Source organism: Rhodococcus sp. 27YEA6 (genome assembly GCF_044908235.1).
Taxonomy (GTDB): domain Bacteria; phylum Actinomycetota; class Actinomycetes; order Mycobacteriales; family Mycobacteriaceae; genus Rhodococcus_F; species Rhodococcus_F qingshengii.
The window spans coordinates 1-25,470 of record NZ_JBIYCY010000015.1 but is presented as its reverse complement, the minus strand read 5'-3'; the positions used below and the strand labels follow the sequence as shown (position 1 = coordinate 25,470).

General features: G+C 64.4%; 13 protein-coding genes. 3 read left to right on the top strand and 10 right to left on the bottom strand.

Annotated elements, in window-relative coordinates; genetic code table 11:
• The first annotated feature begins 15 nt into the window (after positions 1–15).
• Entirely contained in the window at positions 16–3,303 is a 3,288-nt protein-coding gene (locus tag ABH939_RS26860; RefSeq protein WP_372509971.1) for an arabinosyltransferase domain-containing protein, read from the top strand.
• Between the two features lie 73 nt (positions 3,304–3,376).
• Positions 3,377–6,679 carry an arabinosyltransferase domain-containing protein gene (locus ABH939_RS26855; protein ID WP_058038047.1) on the top strand — a complete coding sequence of 1,101 codons (3,303 nt, stop codon included), beginning with the start codon at positions 3,377–3,379 and terminating at the stop codon, positions 6,677–6,679.
• Here the strand turns inward: ABH939_RS26855 and ABH939_RS26850 are convergent.
• Positions 6,676–7,626: a DMT family transporter gene (locus ABH939_RS26850; RefSeq protein WP_054827102.1), complete on the bottom strand. Its 951-nt coding sequence runs from the start codon at positions 7,624–7,626 to the stop codon at positions 6,676–6,678. The two genes, ABH939_RS26855 and ABH939_RS26850, sit on opposite strands and share 4 nt — an antisense overlap.
• A gap of 73 nt (positions 7,627–7,699) precedes the next feature.
• Here ABH939_RS26850 and ABH939_RS26845 point away from each other — a divergent pair, with 73 nt between their 5' ends.
• Entirely contained in the window at positions 7,700–8,611 is a 912-nt protein-coding gene (locus ABH939_RS26845; protein ID WP_099696816.1) for a LysR family transcriptional regulator, read from the top strand.
• On the opposite strand, the gene ABH939_RS26840 is transcribed toward ABH939_RS26845, so the two are convergent.
• The 9 genes from ABH939_RS26840 to zomB all read right to left on the bottom strand — a co-directional run bounded on the left by ABH939_RS26840 (position 8,608) and on the right by zomB (position 25,424).
• Positions 8,608–10,149: an acyl-CoA carboxylase subunit beta gene (locus tag ABH939_RS26840; protein ID WP_099696817.1), complete on the bottom strand. Its 1,542-nt coding sequence runs from the start codon at positions 10,147–10,149 to the stop codon at positions 8,608–8,610. The two genes, ABH939_RS26845 and ABH939_RS26840, sit on opposite strands and share 4 nt — an antisense overlap.
• Complete coding sequence (gene pks13, locus ABH939_RS26835; RefSeq protein ID WP_404650399.1) at positions 10,146–15,095, bottom strand: polyketide synthase Pks13; 4,950 nt, start codon at positions 15,093–15,095, stop codon at positions 10,146–10,148. Before pks13 ends, ABH939_RS26840 begins: the two co-directional genes overlap by 4 nt.
• 37 nt (positions 15,096–15,132) lie before the next feature.
• On the bottom strand, positions 15,133–17,022 hold the full coding sequence (gene fadD32 / locus ABH939_RS26830) for a long-chain-fatty-acid--AMP ligase FadD32 (protein ID WP_003943899.1): 1,890 nt from the start codon (positions 17,020–17,022) through the stop codon (positions 15,133–15,135).
• A gap of 182 nt (positions 17,023–17,204) precedes the next feature.
• Positions 17,205–18,200 (bottom strand): LLM class F420-dependent oxidoreductase, encoded by a 996-nt coding sequence (locus tag ABH939_RS26825; protein ID WP_404650398.1) that lies wholly within the window; start codon positions 18,198–18,200, stop codon positions 17,205–17,207.
• Between the two features lie 205 nt (positions 18,201–18,405).
• Positions 18,406–19,359 (bottom strand): cutinase family protein, encoded by a 954-nt coding sequence (locus ABH939_RS26820; RefSeq protein WP_003943848.1) that lies wholly within the window; start codon positions 19,357–19,359, stop codon positions 18,406–18,408.
• 9 nt (positions 19,360–19,368) lie between these two features.
• Positions 19,369–19,920, bottom strand: coding sequence for a DUF732 domain-containing protein (locus ABH939_RS26815; protein WP_003943980.1), 552 nt, complete (start codon positions 19,918–19,920; stop codon positions 19,369–19,371).
• Between the two features lie 106 nt (positions 19,921–20,026).
• Complete coding sequence (locus ABH939_RS26810; protein ID WP_003943922.1) at positions 20,027–21,910, bottom strand: alpha/beta hydrolase-fold protein; 1,884 nt, start codon at positions 21,908–21,910, stop codon at positions 20,027–20,029.
• A 252-nt stretch (positions 21,911–22,162) separates the two neighbouring features.
• Positions 22,163–23,173 (bottom strand): alpha/beta hydrolase family protein, encoded by a 1,011-nt coding sequence (locus ABH939_RS26805; RefSeq protein WP_007731818.1) that lies wholly within the window; start codon positions 23,171–23,173, stop codon positions 22,163–22,165.
• Positions 23,174–23,504: 331 nt separating this feature from the next.
• Positions 23,505–25,424 (bottom strand): flagellar motor control protein ZomB, encoded by a 1,920-nt coding sequence (zomB, locus tag ABH939_RS26800; RefSeq protein ID WP_270008840.1) that lies wholly within the window; start codon positions 25,422–25,424, stop codon positions 23,505–23,507.
• Positions 25,425–25,470: the final 46 nt, after the last annotated feature.

Genomic DNA, 25,470 nt, shown 5'->3' with positions numbered 1-25,470 from the left:
CTAACATCGTTCCTTGTGCCGTCTGAAGTAGTAGTGCCCCCGAAACCCGTGCCCACTGGCCCCGAAGCTCCCCGAGAATCGGATTCCCAGAGAGTCCGGACGGCACGACTCATCGCGATAGTCACCGGCCTTCTTGGCCTGCTTCTTGCACTCGCTACGCCCTTCCTGCCCGTCAAGCAGGAAGCCGCGAGCATCGACTGGCCGCAGGGTGGGACCGTCAACAGCGTTTCGTCGCCGCTGATCTCCTACTCGCCCACATCGCTCGACATCACCATCCCGTGTTCCACCCTCGGCCAGTTGGGCGGCAGCGGCGGCACACTGCTCTCGACCATGCCGAACGGGGCGCCGGACCGAAACGCCCGCGGCCTCACCGTCCGCACCACTGCCGACCGCCTCGAAGCACTCATCCGCGATTCGGTATTGATCTCGACCCCGCTCGATCAACTGAGCGGGTGCACGGCGATCACCATCACGACCAACTCCGAGCAGACCGTCGCGGCGGTCACCGGTATCGACGGCGTCGGCACCACCCTGACCGGTGACTACCGCCCACAGGTTGTCGGCATCTTCACCGACTTGCAGGGCGCAGCGCCCGCCGGACTGTCCGCCCACATGGACGTCGACTCCCGGTTCTCGTCCAGCCCCACACTTCTCAAACTGTTCGCGATGATCGTCGCGGCACTCTCGACCATCGTCTCGCTGTACGCACTGCACCGGATCGACGGCGTCGACGGCCGTCGTGCACGGCGGTTCCTGCCGGCGCGATGGTGGAAGTTCACCGGCATCGACGCCCTGGTTATCGGCACGCTGGCGCTGTGGCATGTCTTCGGCGCCAACACTTCCGACGACGGTTACCTGCTCGGCATGGCCCGAGTCTCGGAGCACTCCGGGTACATGGCCAACTACTTCCGCTGGTTCGGCGTCCCCGAAGCGCCGTTCGGTTGGTACTACGACGTGCTGGCGCTGTTCGCGAAGGTCAGCACCGCGAGCATGTGGATGCGCCTGCCCGCGCTGATCGCCGGCATTCTGTGCTGGATGGTGATCAGCCGCGAGGTGATACCGCGACTCGGTGTTGCGGTGCGCCGCAACAAGGTTGCCATCTGGACCGGCGGGCTCGTGTTCCTCGCCTTCTGGTTGCCGTACAACAACGGCCTGCGTCCCGAGCCCATCATCGCCCTCGGCGCCCTGCTCACGTGGTGCTCCATCGAACGCGCCATCGCCACCGGACGTCTGTTGCCCGCCGCGATGGCCGTGCTGATCGCCGCATTCTCGCTGGCCGCCGGGCCTTCCGGGCTGATCGCCATCGGCGCGCTGATCGCCGGAGCCAGGCCGATCCTGCAGATCCTGATCGCCCGCGGCAAGCGCGTCGGCTTCCTGTCCCAGATCATGCCGATTCTCGCCGCCGGAACCGTGGTGCTCGTCGCGGTCTTCGCAGATCAAACCCTCGCGACAGTTCTCGAATCGACCAGAGTGCGAACGGCCGTCGGGCCGAACGTTCCGTGGTTCGAGGAACGGTTGCGTTGGGACGCACTGATGACCATCTCCCCCGACGGCTCACTCGCACGCCGCTTCGGCATGTTCGTCATGATCGTCGGACTCGTCTTCTGCGTCATGATGATCCTGCGCAAGGGCCGGATCCCCGGCACCGCTATCGGGCCCTCGCGCCGAATCCTCGGCATCGTGTTCGCGTCGCTGCTCCTGATGCAGTTCACCCCCACCAAGTGGACTCACCACTTCGGTGTGTACGCCGGTCTGGCCGCCACGGTGGCCGTCCTCGCTGCCGTCGGTGTGAGTGCGTCGAGCATGCGTTCCAAACGAAACCGCGCGCTGTTCGCCGCGGGCATCCTGTTCATCCTCGCTGTGGCGTTCACGAGCTCCAACGGCTGGTGGTACGTCTCGAGTTACGGCGTCCCGTGGTGGGACAAGCCGCCGTCAATCGCCGGCAAGGGATTCTCGACGGCCTTCCTCGGCCTCACGATTCTCGCGCTGCTGCTGGCCGCGTGGTACCACGTCATGGAGCCGCGCCGGCGAAACGGCACAGAGGACAGCGTCAAGAAGACCAGGCGACTCCGCCTTCTCGCCCCGTCACCGTTGACCATCGCGGCCGGAGCGGTCGTGCTGTTCGAGGTGCTGTCCCTGCTCAAGGGCGCGGTCGCGCAGTACCCCGCGTATTCGATCGGCAAGTCCAACATCGAATCCGTCTTCGGCGGAAGCTGCGGTCTCGCGGGTGAGGTACTCGTCGAGTCCGATCCGAACGCCGGCGTTCTGCAATTGACGGATCGGCCCACCGATCTCGCCGGCGCAGGTGCATTCGGTGCGAGCGAATCAACCGGGTTCTCGCCGGACGGGGTTGCAGGCGACCTCACGGCCGACGCAGAAGACTCGACGGCAGGCAGTGCAAACAGCCTCGACACCTCGACCTCGCAGTCCGGCACCACCACGCCGGGAACCGGATCCGGCACCGCCGGTGGCTCGCAGTCGACGGCCGGCGTCAACGGCAGCAACGTCGCGCTCCCGTTCGGGCTCGACCCCGCAAAAACCCCGGTGCTCGGTAGTTACGGAGCACCTCAGAACGCGTCACTGACCACCGGTTGGTATTCACTCCCCGAGCGCAACGACGCCGCACCGCTCCTGACCGTCGCGGCCGCCGGACGCATCCGCTACGTCAACTCCGACGGCATCGTCACCCCCGGCGCAGTGCTGCAGGTCGAGTACGGCAAGAAGCAGGCCGACGGAAGCGTCGACGCGCTGGGACGAGTCGATCCGATCGACATCGGCCCGTCGCCGTCGTGGCGCAACCTGCGCGTTCCGATGGATCAGCTGCCCGCCGACGCCGACACCGTGCGTCTGGTGGCCAGTGACACCGACATCAGCGCCGACCAGTGGCTGGCGGTCACACCGCCACGAGTGCCGACCATGCGCACGCTGCAGGACGTCGTCGGATCCACCGATCCCGTGCTGATGGACTGGGCTGTCGGTCTGGCCTTCCCGTGCCAACGTCCGGTGGATCACCTGTACGGCGTCGCCGAGATCCCCGACTGGCGCATCCTGCCCGACCGCATCGGCGCGGAGTCCACCAACGCCTGGCAGGACCACTACGGCGGCGGACCGCTCGGCTGGACTACCGAACTGCTCTCGGCCAGGGCATTGCCGACCTATCTGGACAACGACTGGGATCGTGACTGGGGATCGCTCGAGCAGTACACACCGCTCGATTCGGACGCGGTTCCCGCGCAAATGAACGTCACCACCGAGACCCGATCGGGCACCTGGACACCGGGCCCGATTCGTTACCAGTCGTAACTGTTACGCGTGGACCTACCAACCACCCAGGCACGGTAGGTCCACGCTCAGCCCTGACATACCATCGGTAGCCGTGCCCGACGCCGTGACAGCTTCACCTCAGACTTCGAGTTCGCCGCCTCCTGCTGGTCAGGATGCCCGCGAGCGTTTCCATCGCACGCGATGGGTCGCGATCATCGCCGGCTTGCTCGGCTTCGTGCTCGCACTGGCAACTCCGCTGCTTCCCGTCGTGCAGACGACGGCTTCGGTCAACTGGCCGCAGAACGGCGTGATCGGCGACGTCGAGGCACCGCTGATGGCGCAGGTTCCCATCGACGTCAACGCGTCGATCCCCTGCACCGCGGTCAGCTCGCTGCCCGAGGGCGGCGGCATCTTGCTGTCGACGGCACCTGCACAGGGCGACGGCGCCGCGCTCTCGTCGATGTTCGTCCGCGTGTCCGCTACCAGCGTCGACGTGCTCGATCGCAACGTCGTCGTCGCTTCGGCGGCACGCGAGGACGTCGAGTCCAGTCGCTGTGGCGCCATCGCGTTCAGCTCTGACGTCAACCGAACCACGGCAGAGTTCGTCGGACTGACCTATCCCGACGGCAACCCGATTCGTGGCCAACTCGACGGTGACTTCCGCCCGCAGGTGGTCGGCGTCTTCAGCGACCTGCCCGACGGCGCTGCCCCCGAGGGCCTCGGCTTCTCGATGACGATCGACTCACGTTTCTCGTCGAGCCCGAGCGTCTTGAAGCTGGTCGCGATGATCGTGGCCGTCCTCTCGACCATCGTCGCGCTGGTCGCCCTGGCTCGCCTCGACGGCACCGACGGCCGCAAGCACCGACGCTTCCTGCCCGCACGCTGGTGGAAGTTCTCCGGTATCGACGGAGTGGTGGTCGGCACGCTCGTCGTGTGGCACTTCATCGGTGCGAACACCGCCGACGACGGCTACCTCCTCACCATGGCTCGAGTCTCACCGGACGCGGGATACATGGCCAACTACTTCCGTTGGTTCGGCGTTCCCGAGGCCCCGTTCGGTTGGTATTACGAAGTGCTGGCCGTGATGGCGAAGATCTCGACCGCGAGCCCGTTCATGCGTCTGCCCGCTCTGCTCGCCGGAATCCTGTGCTGGATGGTCATCAGCCGCGAGGTCGTCCCGCGTCTCGGCCGGGCGGTTCGCCGGAGCAACGTCGCCCTCTGGACCGGAGGTCTGGTATTCCTGTCCTTCTGGCTGGCGTACAACAACGGTCTTCGCCCCGAGCCCATCGTGGCTCTCGGCGCACTGCTCACCTGGTGCTCCATCGAGCGCGCCATCGCCACCGGACGTCTGCTGCCCGCGGCCACGGCAATCTTGATCGGCGCCTTCACTCTTGCCGCCGCACCCACCGGATTGATGTGTATCGCAGCCCTTCTCGCCGGTGTGCGCCCGTTGGTGCGCATCGTCGTCAAGCGTCACCGACTGGTCGGCACCCTGCCGCTTCTCGCTCCGATCGCCGCTGCCGGAACCATCGTGCTGGTCGTCATCTTCGCCGACCAGACCTTTGCCGGTGTCATGGAAGCCACGCGCGTCCGAACGATCATCGGCCCCAATCTCGAGTGGTACCAGGACTTCCTGCGCTACTACTACCTCTTCGTCCAGACGGTCGACGGCTCGGTTGCCCGACGCTTCGCGTTCTTGACGATGATCCTGTGCCTCTTCACGACGCTCTTCGTGTTGTTGCGCCGCGGCCGCGTCCCCGGCGCGGCAACCGGTCCGTCGTGGCGCCTGGTCGGCGTCGTCTTCGGCACGATGTTCCTGATGATGTTCAACCCCACCAAGTGGACTCACCACTTCGGTGCGTACGCGGGCATCGCCGGTTCTCTCGCCGCGCTGACCGCCGTGGCCGTGTCCGCGTCCGCCCTGCGCTCGCGTCGTAACCGATCGGTGTTCGTGGCCGGACTGCTCCTGATGCTCGCGTTGACGTTCGCCGGCATCAACGGCTACTGGTACGTCTCGAGTTACGGCGTGCCGTGGTTCGACAAGACCATCTCCTACGACGGCCGTGAATCCAACACCCTGTTCCTCGCACTCTTTGCTCTCGCCTTGGCCTTTGCCGCCTGGCAGTACCTGCGTGAGGGATTTGCCGCCCCGCCCGAGAAGCCGAACACGGCCAAGGGCAGACGAATTCGCAAGTTCGCGGCCGCTCCCCTCACCGTGATTGCCGGTCTGATGGTCCTGTTCGAGGTGCTCTCGCTACTCAAGGGTGCAGTGTCGCAGTACCCGGCGTACTCGCTGGGCCGAAGCAACATCGAGGCACTCGCGGGCAAGACCTGCGGCATGGCCGAGGACGTTCTGGTCGAGACCGACGTCAATTCCGGGAATCTGCGGCCTCTGACCGCTCCCGGATTCAACGCCGAGGATCCGTTGTCGGGAGTTGATTCGAAGGGCTTCTCCCCCAATGGGGTTCCCAGCGATCTGACTGCGGATTACATCGAAGTCAAGCAGGGCATGGGCAATACCGACAGCCAGAGTGTCGGTCCCACCTTCGCCACCGGTTCCGGTGCCGGAACCAGCGGCGGCACCGGCAACGTCGGCGTCAACGGCAGCACGGCCAAGCTCCCCTTCGGCCTCGATCCGTCGAAGACACCGGTCATGGGCAGCTACCAGCCCGGCGTGCAGGAACCTGCTTCCCTCATCTCGAGTTGGTACGGATTGCCCACTCGCAGTGAAGAATCACCGCTGGTGGTCATGTCCGTCGCCGGGCGTGTGTGGTCCGTCGACAACACCGGTGCGATCACGTACGGCCAGTCACTGCTGGTCGAGTACGGCAGGACTCAGCCCGACGGAACCGTGCAGGTTCAGGGTTCGTACATGCCGCGAGACATCGGACCCGCGCCGTCGTGGCGCAACGTCCGCATCCCGATCGACGAACTCGCGCCGGACGCCGACGCCGTTCGGGTGGTCGCGTTCGATCCCAATCTCACGGGCGATCAGTGGATGGCATTCACGCCGCCGCGCGTGCCCAAGCTCGAGTCCCTGAACTCGTACATCGGCAACGAGCAGCCGGTGCTTCTGGACTGGGCTGTCGGCCTTCAGTTCCCGTGCCAACGTCCGTTCACACATCAGAACGGCGTGGCCGAGATGCCGAACTTCCGCATCCTCCCGGACCGTCCTCTTGCGGTCAGTTCTACCGACACCTGGCAGTCCGCGGACAACGGTGGCCCGCTCGGATTCACCGAGGTTCTTGCCGGTGCGACGACGGTTCCGACGTACCTGAAGGACGACTGGGCGCGGGACTGGGGATCACTCGAGCGCTACGACCGGTACTTCCCCAATGCGGTTCCGGCAGAGGTGGAGACGGGCACCGCAACCCGCTCGGGCATGTGGATGCCCGGCGAGATGCGGGTGCATTAGCCTGCGCTACCTACTCGGGTGACTGCTCGGGTGCGACGTACGGAGACGGCCGAGACCGCTCCGACAACGACGACGCACCCGAGTAGTTGCCCAACGCCTGGCCGTTCGCCGAGCAGCACAACTGCCAGCAGTACGGCGAGTACCGGTTGCATGAGCAGGAGCGTCGCGCCCACCTCGGCGGGAAGCCGAGGGAGCGAGTGCCCCATCAGCATCCAGCCGAACACCTGGCCGACCAGTGCCAGTGCCGCGAGCCAGCCGAACGCTTCCCAGCCCGGGACGAAATCGATCCGGCCCCACAGTGATCCGATGACGGACCCGGCGATGCCCGCGGACGTCGTCGAGATCAGCACCTGGCTCGCTGCCCGATCCGCCTCGCCCGTCCGGCCGACCACGAAGATGTAGCCGCCGTAGGCGATTCCGGAGACGAGCGCGAGCGCCGTTCCCCACAGCAAGTCGTCGCCGGTTCCCCCGCCCCCGAACACGCCGCCCGCCAAGGCGATTCCCGTGAACATGAACGGTAGGGCGAAGACGAAGCGCATCGGCACCCGATTGCCGAATACCAACCAGGACAGTGCGGGCACCACGACCACCTGCACGTTCACGACGACGCTCGCCATCCCCGCGCCGATCATCAGAATCGACTGCGACCACAACGCGAAATCCAGTCCGAGCAGCAGACCGCCGAGCACCTGCAGAACAACTGCCCGCCGGCTCGGCTTGCCCACCCGGCGGTACTCCCGCCATGCCAACCACAACAGCGGCGGCAGGGCCAGGAAGCAACGGAAGAAGACGGCCGTCGAGGGCCCGACATCGGCCAGCTTGATGAGGAGCGAACTGATCGAGATCGCGGCTGCGCCTCCGACGACGAGCAGTCGAGGGTCGATGCGCCCCCGAGGAGTTCGGCTGGGTGTCGGTGTCTGCGCGGTCGCGGAGGTCAGAGTGGTCACTCGACAATGTTCCTGCCGCTAACTATTCAGCACAAGCAAATGTTCAGACCGTATATTCGGTAGCATTGCTACTGTGTTGAATCTCGAAAGACTCCGCGCCCTGCACGCCGTCGCCGAGAACGGATCTGTAGCGGCGGCCGCCCGCACCTTGCATGTCACACCGTCCGGGATTTCGCAGCAGTTGAACAAACTCGAGCGCGAGGTCGGTGTTCCGCTCCTCGAACCGCAGGGCCGCGGTGTGAGACTCACCGAAGCGGGCCGAATCCTCGCGCGCCGAACCGCAGAGGTTCTCTCGACGCTCGCTCAGGCCGAGGCGGAAATCGCGTCGCTGCAGAGCGAGGTGACGGGCCGCGTACGTATCGGCGCCCTGGTCTCCCCCAGCAGGACGGTGCTGCCGCGAGCCATCGCCGAAATCAGGCATGCGCACCCGCAGCTCGAAATCACCTTCAACGAAGGCGAATCCGAAGAACTGCTCCCAGCACTGATTCGCCGCGACCTCGACGTCGTGGTGGTCGACAGTTGGAGCACTCTGCCCGTCGAACTTCCCGACGGACTCTCCTTCACGCCCGTGTACGACGACGTGGCGCTGCTCGCTCTCCCGGCGTCACATCCGCTGGCGGGGAACAAGGTCGTCGCGCTCAGCGAGCTGTCCGAGCATGCCTGGGCGACGTGGACCCGGGGAACGGACTTTCACACCTTCACCGTCCGGACCCTGCGCGCGCAGGGGTTCGACCCACGAATCGAGTACGAGGTCGCCGAGTTTCCCACCCAGGTCGAATTCGTCGCTCAGGGCCTCGCCGTCGCATTGATTCCACGTCTGGCGAGAGTTGTACCGCCGGAAGGTGTTCGAATGCTCGACACGGTTCCGCCGCTCGGCCGAGACATTTACCTCGCCTGGCGGACAGACAGCGAAAGGCCGGCCGTCCTGGCGGCGATAGAAGCGCTACGCCGCCAGTTCGACGCCCTCGGTGACAAAAAGAACTAGAGCGGCATCAAGTTGTGCTTGCGCGGGTTCTTGAAGATCGTCTTGTCCTTGAGCAACTTCAGAGCCTTACGGATCTCGAGACGCGTCTGCGAAGGCTCGATCACCGCATCGATGTATCCGCGCTCGGCCGCGATGTACGGCGTCGCGACGAACTCGTTGTAGAAGTTGATCAGCTGAGCACGCACCGCGGGTGCATTCTCGCCGGCCTCGGCGAGCTGACGCCGCCCCATGATGTTGACGGCACCCTCGGCGCCCATCACGGCGATACGAGCGGTCGGCCACGCGAGGTTGATGTCGGCACCGAGCTGCTTGCAGCCCATGACGGCATAACCGCCGCCGTACGCCTTACGAACCACCACAGTCACCTTCGGCACAGTGGCTTCGATGTACGAGAACAGGAAACGCCCGCCGCGCTTGATGACGCCGACCTTTTCCTGATCGACGCCGGGAAGGAAGCCCGGTGTGTCGACGACGAAGACGAGCGGGATGTTGAAAGCGTCGCACAGACGCACGAAGTGAGCGGCCTTGTCGGAGCTGTCCGCGTCGAGGGCGCCACTGAGGTACGTGGGCTGGTTGGCCACGACACCGACGGGCAGGCCGTCGACGCGGGAGAATCCGGTGATCACGTTGTGCGCGACCTGGGCTCCGATTTCGTGGAAAGTGCCGTCGTCGAAGATCCGCAGAATGATGTCGTGCATGTCGTAGCCGGCGTTGTCGGCATCCGGCATGAACGCATTGAGTTCGAGATCCGACTCGGTGATCTCGGGTTCGAGGCCCGGGTTGATCAGCGGCGCCTTCTCCTGGCACGACGACGGCATGAAGCTCAGGTACTCACGCACCCAGTCGAAGGCAGCCTTCTCGTCGGGAGCGACGTGATGGATGTTTCCGTACTCCGCCTGCTTGCGGGCTCCACCCAAGTCCTCGAGGCTGACCTCTTCGCCGGTGACCGACTTGATGACGTCGGGTCCGGTGACGAACATGTACGACTCTTCGGTCGCGACCACGACGTCCGTGTTGATCGGGGCGTACACGGCACCGCCGGCGCATTTACCGAGGATGACCGAGATCTGCGGGCACAGGCCGGACAACGGCTCCTGACGTGAACCCATGTTGGCGTACCAGGCCAACGAGGAAACGGCGTCCTGGATGCGAGCTCCACCGGAATCGTTGATACCGACGACCGGGCAGCCCACCTTCAGCGCAAAATCGTTGACAGCTGCGACCTTACGGCCGAACATCTCTCCGGCGGCACCGCCGAACACCGTCTGATCGTGCGCGAACACGGCTACCGGACGCCCGTCGACGGTTCCGTGACCGGTCATGACGCCGTCGCTGTACGGGTTGCCCTCGCCCGCCATCTTCACCAGGGCACCGATCTCGATGAAGCTACCGGGGTCGAGCAACATGTCGATGCGCTGGCGCGGCGTGCTGTGCCCTGCTGCATCGCGCTTGGCAATGGCCCGAGCCGAGCCGGGTTCCTTTGCCTTCTCCAACTTTTCGCGGAGTTCAGCGAGCTTCTCCGCGGTGGTTGTCGTCACTTCTGAACTCCGGTTTCCGCTGCTTTGGTCTGAGCTGTCTCGATCTGGGCCAGCTTGGTGGTGAGGTCTGCCGCAACCTTCGCGATGTACGGCTCGTCGACGATCTGCAGGTGGTCCCCGCCGATGTAGACGACCTCGAGGTTCTTCACGTAGTCACCCCAGCCACCATCCGCCTTGCGGGTCTTGAATGCAGGCTCGAGCGTCATCAGCTCGTCGTGGTACTTGTCAGCCATGTAGAGCACGACGTCGCCGTCGTAACTGCTGAACTCGGCCGTCTGGATGGCGCGATTGTCCAACCACGACGTCCGCTGATGCTCGATGATGCCGCCGGGAATCTTGGCGCCGCTCATCTTGATCATGTCCATCAAGATCTGGATCTGATCCTCGTCGGCTTCGGTGGAAGCCAGAACGTCAAGCGGCAGCGGCACATCCAGGTTGTAGGTGCGCTTGGCGAACTTGCCGTAGCGCTCCCAGCGCTTGCGTCGTTCCGCCTCGGTGTCCGGCACGACCTCGCCGGCCATGACGGTGTCGAGCAGCCCGACCACACGCACGTCGGCGCCCTGCTCGCGCAGCAACTTCGCGACCGCATACGACATCACGCCACCGAACGACCAGCCACACAGCACGTACGGCCCGTCGCCCTGGATCTCACGCAGCAGCGGAACGTAAGCAGCAGCGCGGGTTTCGATCGAGCCCTCGACCCGCTCGAATCCGTACATCGGCGTGCCGGCGGGCAGGCGCTTGAGCAGAGGCTCGTACGTCACCGTCGAACCACCGGCAGCATGGAAGACGAATACCGGTACGGCAGTGGAACCTTCGGGACGGGCACGCAGAGTACGTACGAGTCCGTCGATCTTGCCGTCGTCCTCGAGGTACTGGCGAACGACGTCCGCAAGCTCTTCGATGGTGGTGGAGTCGAGAACGTCGTCGAGAGTGATCTCGCCACCGGCACGCTCGGAAAGCCGAGCAGCAAGCTTCTCGGCGACCTCGTCACCGACGATCGGCAGATCGTTGAAGATGCCCTTGGCCGACTTCCCGGTGACAACCGCCCACGTCGCAAACGTCAAGCGCTCGGCCGCATCTCGCGGCGGAACGTCCGAGCCTGCGTCGTCGGCAGTTCCGGCACGCGAAGGATCAGCGGGCGCGGCAGCCGCCGCAACGGGAGCAGTCGCCGGCAGTTCCACTGCCACCTCGGCGGGAGCAGCGTCCTCGTCAGCAGCGTCGGCCGCCAACTTCTCCGCGGCCTGCTTGTCGGCCATCGCCTGAACCTCTTCGCGATTGTCGATCGCGTAGCGCAGGTACTTGTTGACCTCGTTGAGGCTCGCGTCCTTGACTGCCTGGAGCTGGAGCTGCGGAATGTCGAACTCGTACTCGACGCGGTTCTTGATACGCATCGCCATGAGCGAGTCGAGACCCAGTTCGATGAGCGGAACCTCGGCCGGCAGATCCTCCGGCGAGTACCCCATCGACTCGGCAACCACGATCTTGAGGCGGTCGTCGAGGCTCTGCGAACCGTTCGGATCCCACTTGTCTCCGGCGTCTTCGACGACCTCGGCCAAGGATTCCATCGGCGCACTGGTCTTGACCGGCGCGCTGACGACCAGCTCGGGCAGCGGCTCACCCGACGTGACGACGGCGTCGAAGAGCAGACGGAACGTAGCGCCCTCACGAGCGTGCACCTGCACCGACGCTCCACCCGGATGCGGGTTGAGTGTCGTGGTCAGGGTCGAAGCACCGGCCAGTTCACCGTGCGGAACAGCAGCGGTCAGAGAGACATCCGAAAGCACCTGTCCGGCAGCGGCGCTCACCAGCACCGCCAGGTCGGTGACGGCGGATGCGTCGACCTCCCACACGTGGCGGCCGTCGGGCAGAGCGACGTGCGAACCGGGTACGCGAGCCGAACCGCCGGCACTGACGCGAATGTCGAGCCAATACGGCTTACGCAGGAATGCGGTACGCGGAACCGAAGCGAAATCGCCTGCGGGAAGCAGAGACTCGAGGTTCACGGCATGGCCGTGCACGTACAGCTGCGCGAGAGCGGCAAGAACACCCGCGGACTCGTCTTCCTTACGCTTGAGCGTCTGGATGAGCTCCATGTCGTGCAGGCCCGAATCGAAAGCGGTAGCCGCCACCGACATCAACGTCACCGGGTTGGGTGCAAGCTCGACAAAAGTGGTGTGGCCGTGGGCAACTGCACCGCGTACCGCGTTGGTGAAGTACACGCTGTGGCGAAGACCCTTGACCCAGTACGCCTCTTGATGGATCGGCTCGTGACCGGGACGGTAGAAAGTGTCCTTGTCGACGGACGAGTAGACGCCGAGCTTCAACGTGGTCGGCTCGATACCGGCCAACTCCGCGGCAAGCTCGCCGAGCAACGGATCGACCTGTGAGGTGTGGCTGGCACCCTTGGTCTGCAGGACACGCGCCATCTTGCCGTCGGCCTCGGCGGCCGCGACGATCGCCTCGATGTCCGGCTGTGGTCCACCGATCACCGTGTGCGTCGGAGCTGCGTAAACACAGACCTCGAGCTTGGGGTACGTGGGCAGTAGCGCCTCGATCTCGGATGCGCTGTACTCGAGCAGAGCCATCAGACGGATGTCGTCACCGACAAGTGCGCCCTCGGCCTCACCCATCAGCCGTGAACGTGAACAGATCACGCGGACAGCGTCTTCCAGGTTCAGGCCGCCGGAAACGTACGCGGCAGCGGCCTCACCCATCGAGTGCGGAACCACGGCTTCGGCCTCGGCGCCGTGGTGACGCAGCAACGCGGCCAGACCGACCTGGATGGTGAAGATTCCCACCTGCGCGGTCTCGACGTTGTACTCGATCGAATCGTCGAGGAACATCTCGACCATCGAGTAACCGGCCTCGTCCTGGATCAGCGCGTCGACCTCGTCGACGGCCGCCTTGAAGGCCGAGTTCTCCGTGTAGAGCTGCTTGGCCATCTTGCGGTGCTGCGAGCCGAAGCCCGAGAACACCCACACCGCGCCCTTGGGCGACGGCGAGTCGGCGGAGAAGACTCCTTGAGCAGGCTTGCCCGCGGCGACGGCACGCAGCGAGCTGATGGCCTCGGAGCGCGTCTTCGCCAGAACAGCGGCGCGCGAGCGTCCGTGGTTGCGACGCGCGAGTGTGCGGGCGACGTCGGCGAGGGGCGTCTTGCTTCCCTCTTCGGTTTCGAGCCAGTCGGCCAGGTCAGCGGCTGCGCGGCGACGACGCGACGGCAGCGCACCGGAAACGGCCAGCACAACGGTGCTCTCGTTCTCTGCTGCCGGTTCGTCGACCACCGGGGCATCCACAACCGGTTCATCGACTACTGCGTCGGCGGGCACGTATTCCTTGACCACGACGTGCGCGTTGGTTCCACCGAAACCGAAACCGGAGACACCGGCGACAGCCTTGCCGGTGTAACGCGGCCAGTCGGTGGCCTCGGGCGTCACCTGCAGGTGCGACTTCTCGAAGTCGATGTGCGGGTTCGGGCCCAGGTAGTTGATCGTCGCGGGAATCTTGTTTTCCTGCATCGCCAGAACGACCTTGATCAGGCCGGCGGCACCTGCAGCTGCTTCCAGGTGCCCGAAGTTGGTCTTCGCGCTACCGAGCAGTGCCGGCTTGTCTTCGTCACGACCACGACCGACGACACGACTGAGCGCGTCGGCCTCGATGGGATCACCGAGATCGGTACCCGTTCCGTGCGCCTCGATGTAGTCGACGGTGGTCGGCAAGATTCCGGCGTCGCGGTACGCGAAACGCAACACGTCGGCCTGGGCATCGGGATTGGGGGCGAGCAGACCGTTGGAACGGCCGTCCTGGTTGACCGCGGATCCGGCGATCACCGCGAGGATGGAATCTCCGTCACGCTCGGCGTCTTCGAGGCGCTTGAGCACGACGAGTCCGCCGCCCTCACTGCGAACGATTCCCTGAGCCTGAGCGGAGAAGGCACGCAGTTTTCCGTCGGGAGCGAGCATCCCGGTCTGATCGAAACCGAGGGTTCCGGGAGGGGCCAGCAGCATGTTGACGCCACCGGCCAGCGCGATGTTGGAGTCACCGCTGCGCAGCGAGCGCACAGCCTCGTGAACGGCAACCAGCGAAGACGAACATGCGGTGTCCAGAGCGATGGACGGTCCACGGAAGTCGAAGAAGTACGAGACCCGGTTCGCGACGATGGCCGTCGACGTTCCGGTCAGCGCGTACGGATGCGCCGTCGTCGGATCACTGACCGCGAGCAGCTGGTAGTCGTTGGCGGAACTGCCGATGAAAACACCGACCTGCTTGCCCTTGAGCCCACTGGCCGGAATGCGAGCGTGCTCGAGTGCTTCCCACGCGAGTTCGAGTGCGAGGCGCTGCTGCGGATCGACGTTGACGACCTCGAGCGGAGACATCGCGAAGAACTCGGCGTCGAAACCCTTGACGTCGTCGAGGTACCCGCCCTTGGTGTTCGCGTTCTCGACCGCGGCCTTGATGGCGGGATCCGACATGAACTCGGCCCAGCGGTCCTCGGGGAGGTCGCTGATGCCGTCGCGTCCGTCCGCCAGCATTTCCCACATGTCCGAAGGCGTGTGCCCGGCACCGGGGAATCGTGTGGACAGTCCGACGATGGCGATGTCGTGAGCGTCCGTCGCGCCGCCTGAGACGTAGTACGAGGCGTCGACGGTCTCCTCCGGCGCCTCGGGCTCACCTTCGATGATCCGAGTAGCCAGCGAAGCGATGGTGGGGTGTTGATAGGCAACCGTGGCGGTCAGCGTGACGCCGAGCAGATCCTCGATGTCTCCGCTCAGAGCAACTGCGTCCCGCGAGGCGAGCCCGAACTCTTCCATCGGGCGATCGTCCGTGATCGAACCCGCCGGCTGACCGGTCGCGTTGGCGATCCAATTGCGAAGCCACTCACGCAGCTGCGCGACACTCATCTCGCTCACAACGTCTTTGCTCTGCGCACCATCTTGTTCAACCATCAACTCACCAAGCCACCGATCATGAAGGGACTGCTCCTCAAACGCTATCGGGGAATGCGGTCTGCTGATAGCCGCCTCGCAACGTTCCCTCGATATAGCTCGCCTTACACGCGCGGCGAGCGATCTTGCCGCTGGACGTACGCGGAATCGAACCCGCGGGGACGAGCAGGATGTCTCGGGCCGTAACACCGTGACGGGAAGAAATCGCCGCACGCACGGTGTCCGCGATCGGCTGCGGATCGGCCTTGCCTGCGCCGGGAGCACGCTCGGCCACGATGACCAACTGCTCCGAGGAATCGTCGTCGTCGAACTTCAGACCCGAGTGCGTGTTGGAGAACACGACGGACGGCAGCTGGTTGGCCGGTACGGCAAACGCAGCGATGAAGCCGGGGCGCAGAGCCGGGCTGGCTTCCTGAGCCGAAGCCTCGAGGTCCTGCGGGTAATGATTGCGACCGTCGACGATCACGAGGTCCTTGACGCGACCGGTGATGTACAGCTCGCCGTCGACGTAGACGCCGAAGTCGCCGGTACGCATCCAGTTGGCATCCGCCGGCGTGCCCTCGGTGTGGCTGTCTTCGCTCAACCGATTGTCCAGCTTGTTGTGAAAGGTCTCCGCCGTCTCGTCGGGGCGACCCCAGTAGCCGATACCGATGTTCTCGCCGTGCAACCAGATCTCGCCGACGTGATTGTCGGGGACCTCGGTCAGCGTCTCGGGATCGACGATCGCCGCCCACTGACTGCGCGAGACGTACCCACAGGAGACCTGCGCGATTGCGTTCTCGGAGTACTGGTCGACGATGACCATGCGTCCCTTGTTGAGTTCCGTGCGGTCGACGTAGATGACCTTGGCCTCGTCGGAATGCTTGGTCGAGGAGACGAAGAGCGTCGCCTCGGCCATGCCGTACGACGGCTTGATCGCAGTCTTGGGCAGACCGTACTGAGCAAAAGCGTCGTTGAACTTGCGCATCGACGACGTCGTGACCGGCTCACTGCCGTTGATCAGACCGATGACGTTGCTCAGGTCCAGGGTCTCGCCGTCCTTCGGCAGGCCACGCGCGGCAGCGTGCTCGAAAGCGAAGTTGGGAGCGGCGGCAAAGGTGCCGGCGCCGTCGGAAACCGCAGCAAGTTCCTTGATCCACCGGTACGGCCGCTGCACGAAAGCGCGCGGGCTCATGATGGTGATGTACTTGCCGCCCAGAGCAGGCAGGATGACCGTCAGCAGGCCCATGTCGTGGAACAGCGGCAGCCACGTGACGCCCCGAGAGTCCTCGTTGAGTTCGATGGAGTCGACCATCTGGAGCGCGTTCGTTCCGACAGCACGATGGGTGATCTCCACGCCGGCGGGAACTCGGGTCGAACCCGAGGTGTACTGCAGGTACGCGATGTCGTCGAGTTCGATGTCGGGGCGAACCCACGTTTCACCGACGGTGTCGGGAATCGCGTCGACGGCGATGATGCGCGGACGCTCGGCAGCGGGAAGCGAGCGGAACAACTGTCGAACACCGGCCGCCGACGATGCGGCAGTCAGAATCGCAGTCGGCTTGCAGTCACCGAGAACAGCGTGAAGACGGTCGGTGTGACCGGGCTCGTCCGGATCGAAGAGCGGCACCGCGATGGAACCGGCCTGAATGGCCGCGAAGAACGAAATGACGTAGTCGAGTCCCTGCGGAGCAAGAATCGCGACACGGTCGCCACGCTTGGTGACCTGCTGCAGACGGGCTGCAACAGCGCGCAGACGCACACCGAACTGCTCCCAGGTCAGCTCCAGGGCTTCACCGTCACGCTCGCGTGAGTAGTCGATGTACCGATACGCGAGCTCGTCCGCGTTGACACGCGAGTGTTGCTCGACGTAGTCGACCAGCGTGAAGCCTGGTTGCAGGCGGATCTGGCCCTTCTCGTCGAGAAAGCCATCGAACAGCGCGTTCATTCCATCTCCTCCGAAGCGATCACACAAGCACTGTCTTTCATGCCTGCGCCCCAGACTTCCTTCGCTCTCTCGGGTCCATCTTCGATCAATCGAATCGCACTTTGTGCGCAACTCACCTGAATCACTTCATCGATCCCAAACCATCGATATGTTACAGATTCGCATCGTCCGTATTCTCCGGCCTACTCGCCCGCCAGTAACGGGATGATCGGGGCGAACGCTTCCATCTGCGTCGGGAAGACCCCGACGTACGACATCGACGTCTTCTCGCGGACCAGTCGAATCTGGTCTGCGATTTCCTCGAAAGTGCCCACAGCCAGGTATGGAGAGTTCAACAGCTCCTCCACGCTCAGCTTACGATCCACTTCGATGTTCGGCGGAAAACCTTGGTCCAGAGCGGCGATTGCCATTTCGGCAGCCTGCTCTCGATCGTCGGTGATCATGATCATGGTGATGGTCCAGTTGAGTTCGATCTCATCGAAACGCTCGCCGGCAGCTTCGCGGATCCGCTCGACACGTTCGATGGTCTTTTCCATCGTGATTCCGGAGAGCAGAAGCCGCCCGTCACGGTTCGTCGGTGTGGCGACCGAGATGATGTCCGCGTACTTCGCCGCGAGAGCAAGCATCTTCGGGCCTCCGCCGCCCACGATGATCGGTGGCCGCGGGCCCTGCCGCGGTCGCGGGCTGCCCTTGAGGCCGCGCACCTGATAGTGCTTGCCTTCGAAAGTGCATTCCTGCCCGCGCAGAAGAACGTCGAGAATCTGCAGAGACTCCTCGAGCTTCTCGATGCGAACGCCCGGACTTTCGTAGGCGATGCCGCCCTTGTCGAACTCTTCCTTCATCCAGCCCGCACCGATACCGAGTTCGAGTCGACCACCGGACAGCACGTCGATAGTCGCCGCGTCCTTCGCGAGCACAGCAGGATGACGGAAGCCGTTGGCCAACACGGCGGTGCCGAGACGAATCTTGTCGGTGGCCACCGCGAGCGCTCCGAGAGCGGCGATCGGGCCGACCTGATTACCCAGGTGATCCGGAATCATGAACGAGTCGTAGCCGAGTTCCTCGGCCGTCTGCGCGAGCTTGACGAAGCGTCGCGCACCACCCTCTTCGGCGTTGCCCTCGCCACCGGCCGCAAACCGAAATTTGCGTAGGGCATCGCTGCCGTGGGTGGAACTCATATATCGATCTCCTGTGATGGACACGTACGTCGTACTCGAACTACAAACTCGGACAAATCGAACCTACTCGCCAGTCACTTACGTGACAGCACTGTAGAGGAAGCCCCCGGACCGTGCAGCACTCTACCGGGACCAAACGAGCAGATTACCCGCGAGCGAACTCCCGAGACGCCCGATTGTGACGAATCAACAGTGCGGCGGTGACTCAACTGTGGGGCGGCGTCGGTGCAGCGTCGATCTTCTCCGCAGCCCACTGTGCCATCCATTGGGTGGCCGTCGTGCCGTTCGGATCGACTTGGAAGGAGTTGTACATCGCGTGCACAGGGTTGTTGTAGTACTCGAGCAGTCGCGGCGCCGAACTCAGCCAGTTGGTCGGGTTGAGAGCGGCTGCCGGCGCGTCGCAGATACCGTCGCTCGGCGCGCAGATCTGATAGGTCCGATCGTTGAGGTCACCGAACCCGCCGGGCCTCGGGCCGGTCATCGTGAGACCGGGCAGCTTCAGCCCGTTCAGCGACAGCTCGGCGCCGACACCGGCAACGCTCGGGCCAACGGTGTTCCCGAACGCCGGATCGCGCCGACCGTCGGCGATCAAGCCGACGCCCAGAACCAGATCGGCAGGCACCGCGCCGGTACCGTCGCCGATACTCGCGGCGACGTCACCCGCGATCACCGCGCCCTGGGAAAATCCGGTCAGGACGTAACTCGTGAGCGGGCACTCGGCGTGCCGCTTCATCAGAAAGTCGTTAGTGGCAGCAGTTCCCGCGGCCCGACTGTTGTTGTAGGACTGCTGTCCGTCCGGCGGGATCGCCACCGGATTCGAAAACTGTGCGACATACGGAACGGTGTAGACGTCGGCCCGTGAAGTATCGAACTTCTCCTGCAGAGGACGGGTCACGTTCAGCATCAACGACGCCGGATTGGCCGTCGGGTTGTACGGGTCGTCGGTAGCGCTCGACTCCCACGTACCCGGTATGGCTACTACCTGGACATCGGGGCAACTGGCCGGCTGAGACACCGGAGGCTCCGGGCTCGGCGGGATCGGAGTCGGCGAAGGCACCCGCCCGGCCAGGATGTACCAACCGCCGATCACGACCGCTGCGACCACAAGAATGATCAGCAGCGGGATCAGGCACCCACGACGCTTTCCAGACCTCGCCATGACCCGCGCCTACTTGCAGTAGGTGGCGTTGGCGACGTCGATGTAGATCTGAGCGTTCGCACCTGCCTGCTCGGGAGTGATCTGCTTGCCTTCCGCCGACGCTTCCTGGCCGACGAAGGCGGTCACGAAGGTCAGGACCTCGTCGTCGGTCTGAGGACCGGCAGCGCAGATGTAATTGGCCGTGTTGACGGCGATGCTTCCGTCACCGGCTGGGGTGATGCCCTTCGCCTTCAGTCCGTCGAGGAACTTCTGTGCCTCGGGACTGACCTCGACGACTGTGGGACCCGGGAAGCCCTCGATGCTCTGCGGCTGCTCCGGCGGCGCGGTGGCCGCGGCTCCCGGACTGGTGGGCGCAGCCGACGCCGTCGTGGTCGCAGAGGCGGACGCAGATGCCGAACCGCTCGAGGACGAAGCCGCCGCGGACGTCGTGGTGACCGGATTGGAGGTTGCAGTGGAGTCGTCACTACCGCACGCGACAAGCGCGCCACCGGTGGCGAGCGCCAGGGCGCCGACCGCGATCGCGCGTGCACAAGTGTTTCGGTTACCCGAGAAAAGCGACATCAATGTCCGTCCTTGCCTTCAGTCGAAAGTCCATCAACAGGTTACGCAACGCACGCGGGCGGGCACCGATCCGTGATCGGGCCCGCCCGTCGTGCACCACTGTGAGTTAGTGAACTTCTGTCTTGTCACCGATCACCGTGATGTAGCCGAACTGGAAGTTCTGCTGGACACCACCGGGAATGTCGAACTTGTCACTGATCGGGAATCCGAGTCGTCCACCTTCGTATCCGACGCTCTTCCAACCGTCGAACAGCGGACCGTTCTCGACGGACCATGCACCGGTGCCGGGGCTCCAGTAGATGTTGCCGCCCTCGAACTCGGTGAAGCGTCCGTTGTCCTTGATCGGAACCTCGTTCGACTTCGGGAATCCGAGCCAGCCGTTTTCCCAGCCGAGTTCGCCGTACTTGCCCATGATCATTCCGAGAACCGCGTGAGTTCCGTTGGCGCTGCTGTACATTGCGCCGATCTCGAATCCCTGGACCTTGCCCGGCTTGCCGGGGGTCGCGATCTCGTCGGCAGTCGGGTAGCCGAGCGGGCCACCTTCCCAACCCTGTGCGGACCACTCGGCGAGGATGTCACCGCTGACGGGGTGAGCGCCGGTCTGCGGGGTCCAGTAGATGGAGCCGTTCTGGAAGTGGTTGAAGCGTCCGCGTCCGTCGGGGGTACCGAGTTCGGGGGTACGCGGGAAGCCGAGCGGGCCGGCTGCTGCTCCGGTGTTCATGTACGCGCCGGCGATACGACCGGCGACGGGCTGGGCGCCCGTTCCACTGGTGAAGTAGATGCGACCGTTGCGGAAGTCCTGTGCCAGGCCACCCGCGACGCTGTACTCGGGGGTGATGCAGTCACCGATCCAGCCGTTGGCTGCGGCCGTCGCACCGATCTCACCCGAAGTGCCGCAAGCCGGCTTCTCGACCTCGACGCCGATGGCGTTGGCCAACTGCGGCCACAGCTGATGAAGCTCGAACTGCCAGTACGGCCACGAGTGGGTTCCGGACGGGCGGTAGTTGACCTGCGCGGGGATTCCGAGCTGGTTGAGCTTGGTCGCGAAGGTCTGCGAGGTCAGGCGAGCGAGGATCTCGAGGCCCATGCCTGCGTAGTTGGTGCTCACGCCGGGAATTCCCGACGGCTGGTCGTACGGGCCGGTCGTACCGCTACCACTCGAGACGTACAGGCTGACGCCCTTGAGCTTCTCGGCGAGCGCGTACGGATCGTGTGCAGCCCACTGCGGGTTGGACGGCGGTCCCCACATCGCGGCGGAGTTGTATCCACCGGCGTCGGTCATCGCGAACTGGATTGCCTGAGGCATGCCGAGCGAGGTGGTGGTGAGGATGCCGGAGAGCGAAGCGGCGAACTTGAAGAAGCCGGGGTTGCGCGCCGTGAGGAACATGGCGGACGTGCCGCCCATCGACAGTCCGACGACACCGCGTGTCTGCGTGGTCCGCCAGTCCTTTTCGAGGATGGGGGGCAGTTCCTTGGTCAGGAACGTCTCCCACTGGTAGTTCTTGCCGTTGTCGGGCTGGAGCCAGTCGGAGTAGAAGCTGGACTGACCGCCGACCGGGAGGATGACGTTGACGTTCTTGTCCGCGTAGAAGGACTCGGCGTCGGTCTCGTAGGTCCAGGCGTTCTCGTTGTCGGTCGCGCGAAGACCGTCGAGCATCCAGACCGAGGGGAAGCTGGCCGACGGATTGACGTTCCAATCGCGGGCCAAGAGGATCTGCACCTGAATCGGGGTGCCCATCGCGGGAGAGTTCACCCACAGCGCGACGCGACGCTCGCTGAGCCAGTCGACCTTCGTGACCGCTGCTCCGGTGGGGTTCTGGGTGGCGGCCGGTGCGGCCTGAGCAGGTGCCGGCGCGGCTGCCGCGGTTCCGGCCGTCGTCAAGCCCGCGGCGATCGGCAGAACCAGCATCGCTGCCAGTGCGCCGACGACCTTTGTCCGGAAGGTTGCCCGGGACCGGCGACGGTCCTCCGTGGCAAGGCCTACTCGCATGAGCTCACTCTCTTTCCTTACGTTCGGTCCGCGCGTCGATCGTGTGGCCGCCTGAGCAGCCAGACCCCCGTTGAAACTATTTCTACACGCAAACGATCCCCGCTTGGGGTAGCCGCGCTGTTACTGGTGGTGCAATTGTTACTGACATCGGGCGCTTGTGCAGCACCTGAATACACAAGTGCCGTCCCGGTTCTCCTTCGAGGAGTCCGGAACGGCACTGGTGAAGTGACTAGGTCACGGGATCGCGCACGATCACCAAGCGTTCATGGTGTCGAGGATCTGGCCGCGAGCCTTCCACAGCTCTGCCGACCAGTACGGCCACGAGTGCGTGCCGTTGGACGGGAAGCTGTAGGTGGCCGGGATACCCAGCGAGTTCATGCGGATCTGGAATGCACGGGTGTTGACCAGGGCGAGAGCCTCGAGGCCCATGCCGTTAGCCGTGTTGTAGTAGTCGATCGGTGCGCGCGGGTGGTCGTATTCACCGGGCAGGCCGCTTGCCGACGAGATGTACATCGACAGGCCCTGCAGACGCGGTGCGAAGACGAACGGGTCGTTGCGCAGCCAGGACGGGCTCCACGGCGGTCCCCACATGGAGTCGACGTTGAAGCGACCGGCATCGAGCATTGCGACGCGGATTGCCTCGCGCATGCCCGGAGCCGAGATGTTCAGGTAGCCCGACAGCGAGCCGGCGAACTTGAACTGGTCACGGTGGTAAGCAGCCAGCGTCAGAGCAGCGCTGCCACCCATCGAGAGGCCGAGGACCGCGTTGTTGGTGGGCGAGACGCCGTAGTTCGCGAGGAAGTTGGGCAGTTCTTCGGTGAGGAAGGTTTCCCACTTGTACGTGATCTGCTGGCCGTTGAAGTTCGACGGTGCATACCAGTCGCTGTAGAAGCTGGACTCGCCGCCGACGGGCATCACGAGAGTGATGTTGTCGTTGCGGTACTGGTCCATCGCATTGGTCTCGAAGCTCCACGCGTTGGCGTCGTTACGCGCACGCAGGCCGTCGAGGAGGTAAAGGGCAGCGTTTCCGCCGCGAGCGGCCCACTGGACCTGGACCTTGATGTTGCCCATCGAGGAGGGCACCCACAGCTCGTCGTATCCGCCGGAGGGGGCGGTGTGGCTGGGAGCAGTGTGCGCAGGCGCAGCAGAGGCGACAGCACTACCGGCAACTCCTGCAGCAAGGGGGAGCACAAGTGCTGCGGCACCGATGGCCAACGCTCGGTGCTTGAGGCGCTGGGTCAGCCTCTTTCTGGCAAAACGCATGGATACTGCTCTCTCTCTTCGTCTGCGGAACCCACTCGGTGGAGTGGTTCCGGCGGATTCCGTCGGGGAACAGGCTTTTCTGCCAGCCCGAACGAGTTCGGGTCGGCAGCGGACCTCTTCCAAGTCACACTGCGCTCGCTGGACTTTATGTCACAGGTTCAGCTGTGACAAATAGGTGGACCGTTACGTCCCAATCCGCGAGCAACACCGTCATCACCCCTCGGGGGTGATTCAGGTTAGGTGAATCGTCTTCGAGTACATCGTGGCCAATCAATTCGGTGTTACTGAATCGAAATATTCAAACCCTCAACAGTCGGTGATGCTGATCACATCACCTGGGTGACTCCGGTGGAACGAGACCGCAGCGTTCCAATTCGTAGGCCGGAACCCGGTCGAATCGGTACTTCGCGAAGTCGAATGCCTGCTGGAAGTTCTGTTTGAATCTGGCCCAGGTCAGCTCGGAGCGGTACGACGTGAGCAACTCCTGCGTTTCCGGGCAGGTGATGGCCAGCTTTGCGTCCGCAACCCAGTCTTCGTCGAGGAAGAACGGCAGCCACGGTCGAACGTCGATCATTCCCGTGTCCGCGACCACCCAGTCCGGATAGAGATTCTTGTCGTGCCCGATCCGGCCGTCCTCGAGTCGCTCGGTGTGAGCTGCCAGGGGATACGCCAGCCCCATCTGATCGAGCACCCGAACGTCGAGGCCGACGTTCATGCTCGTCATTCCGAGGTTGAGGAAGAAGACGACGTGCTCGGCCGGCTCGTCGATCGGTCCGGGTGGTGGGACGACGAACCAGGAGTCGTAGCTCGCGGACGGCAGCAGCAGCCCACCCTCCGGAGTCCGCGCGATGGTCTCGACCATGGCACGCATTCGCGGATAGTCGAGGTAGTCCTCGGCCAGGATCGGATGCTTGTGACCGGTGTTGAGTGCGTAGAACGCTCGCTCGTCGACGATTCCCGAGCGACCCACCACGGATCCTTCGGGCATACCCGTCGTGTTCGCGGCGAAGAAGGCCCAGATGATCGTGCCGATCCACAGCACCGCCGAGACTCCGAAGATCGCGGTGTCGCGATTACTTCCGAACGCTGCCCGCGCCGGCACCCGCAACGGAATGACCGCCACCGGGATGAGCAGGCAGAACAGCACCGGCAACAGGACGCGGCCGTGCATGAAGTCGCCGCCGACGCGCAGAGAGTAGATCCCGAGGATCAGCCCACTGCCGAGAATGAAGGTGACAATCGCCCGCGGCGTGCGCAGAAACTGCTGAAAGCGCTGCCACAGCGGGCGTGCGGGTTGATCTGCGGTAGCGGTAGGTGTGTCCGCTCGGCTTCGCCACACGAGCAGCAGCGCACCGATGAGCAGGAACAGCAACGGCAACCAGAGCAGGTACGGCCCGACCAGGTTCCACAGGTAAGCAAAACCCTGCGCCCACTTCGCGCCACCGGCGTCCTTCGACACCGCGGTGTTCGGGTACGGCAAGGCGTAATAGCCCATTCGCCAGATCTGATAGGCCACCGGGACAAGTCCGGCGACGACGACGATCAGTGTGCGAATCTTCCAGGTCAAGCCTGCGGAGAGAACGATCATCATCAACGCGGCAGCACCGGGAATCGCCATCTCGGGTCGAACCAGTGGTCCGAGTCCGGCCACGAACGAGAGAGTCAGGATCGACGCCGTGGACGGCGTCGACGCCTGCGCCCACCGAACGAGCAGTACCCACAGGAGCGCGATCCAGAAGATCACCAAGCATGTCTCGAGCCCGGAAGTGGCGAAATCTCGCGCAGGCGGAACCGCGATGTAGACGAGAACACCCGCCGGTACCAGCAGGATCGTTCCGCCCGCCGACGGCCGAACGCCGCGGTACAGACGACCGGTGCCGAGCATCGCCAACACGACGGCAGCAGTCGAGAGTACGAGCGCGATCGTCAGAACAACGTATTCGAGACGGATCTGCGTGAGCCAACTGAACGCGTAGACGATGTACGTCCACGCGGTACTCGTGTTCGCCTCGACACGCTCACCCGCGTTGAAGACCGGGCCGTTCCCCGCGAGCAGGTTGCGGACGGTTCGCAAGACGATGAGTCCGTCGTCGGCGATCCAGCGACGCTCCCACGCACCCCAGAACATGAGGGCAGCAGCAAGCACCACCCCGCCGAGAAAAACTCCTCGACTGAGGGTGGTGCGATTCGCCGCAGTGTCGACGTGCGGGTCGGCCTCGGTGCGTGGCTCAGACGAGGTAGACAGCGACACCCACTACTCCGATCCACGCAATCGCGAGGAGTTGCAGCACCCGGTC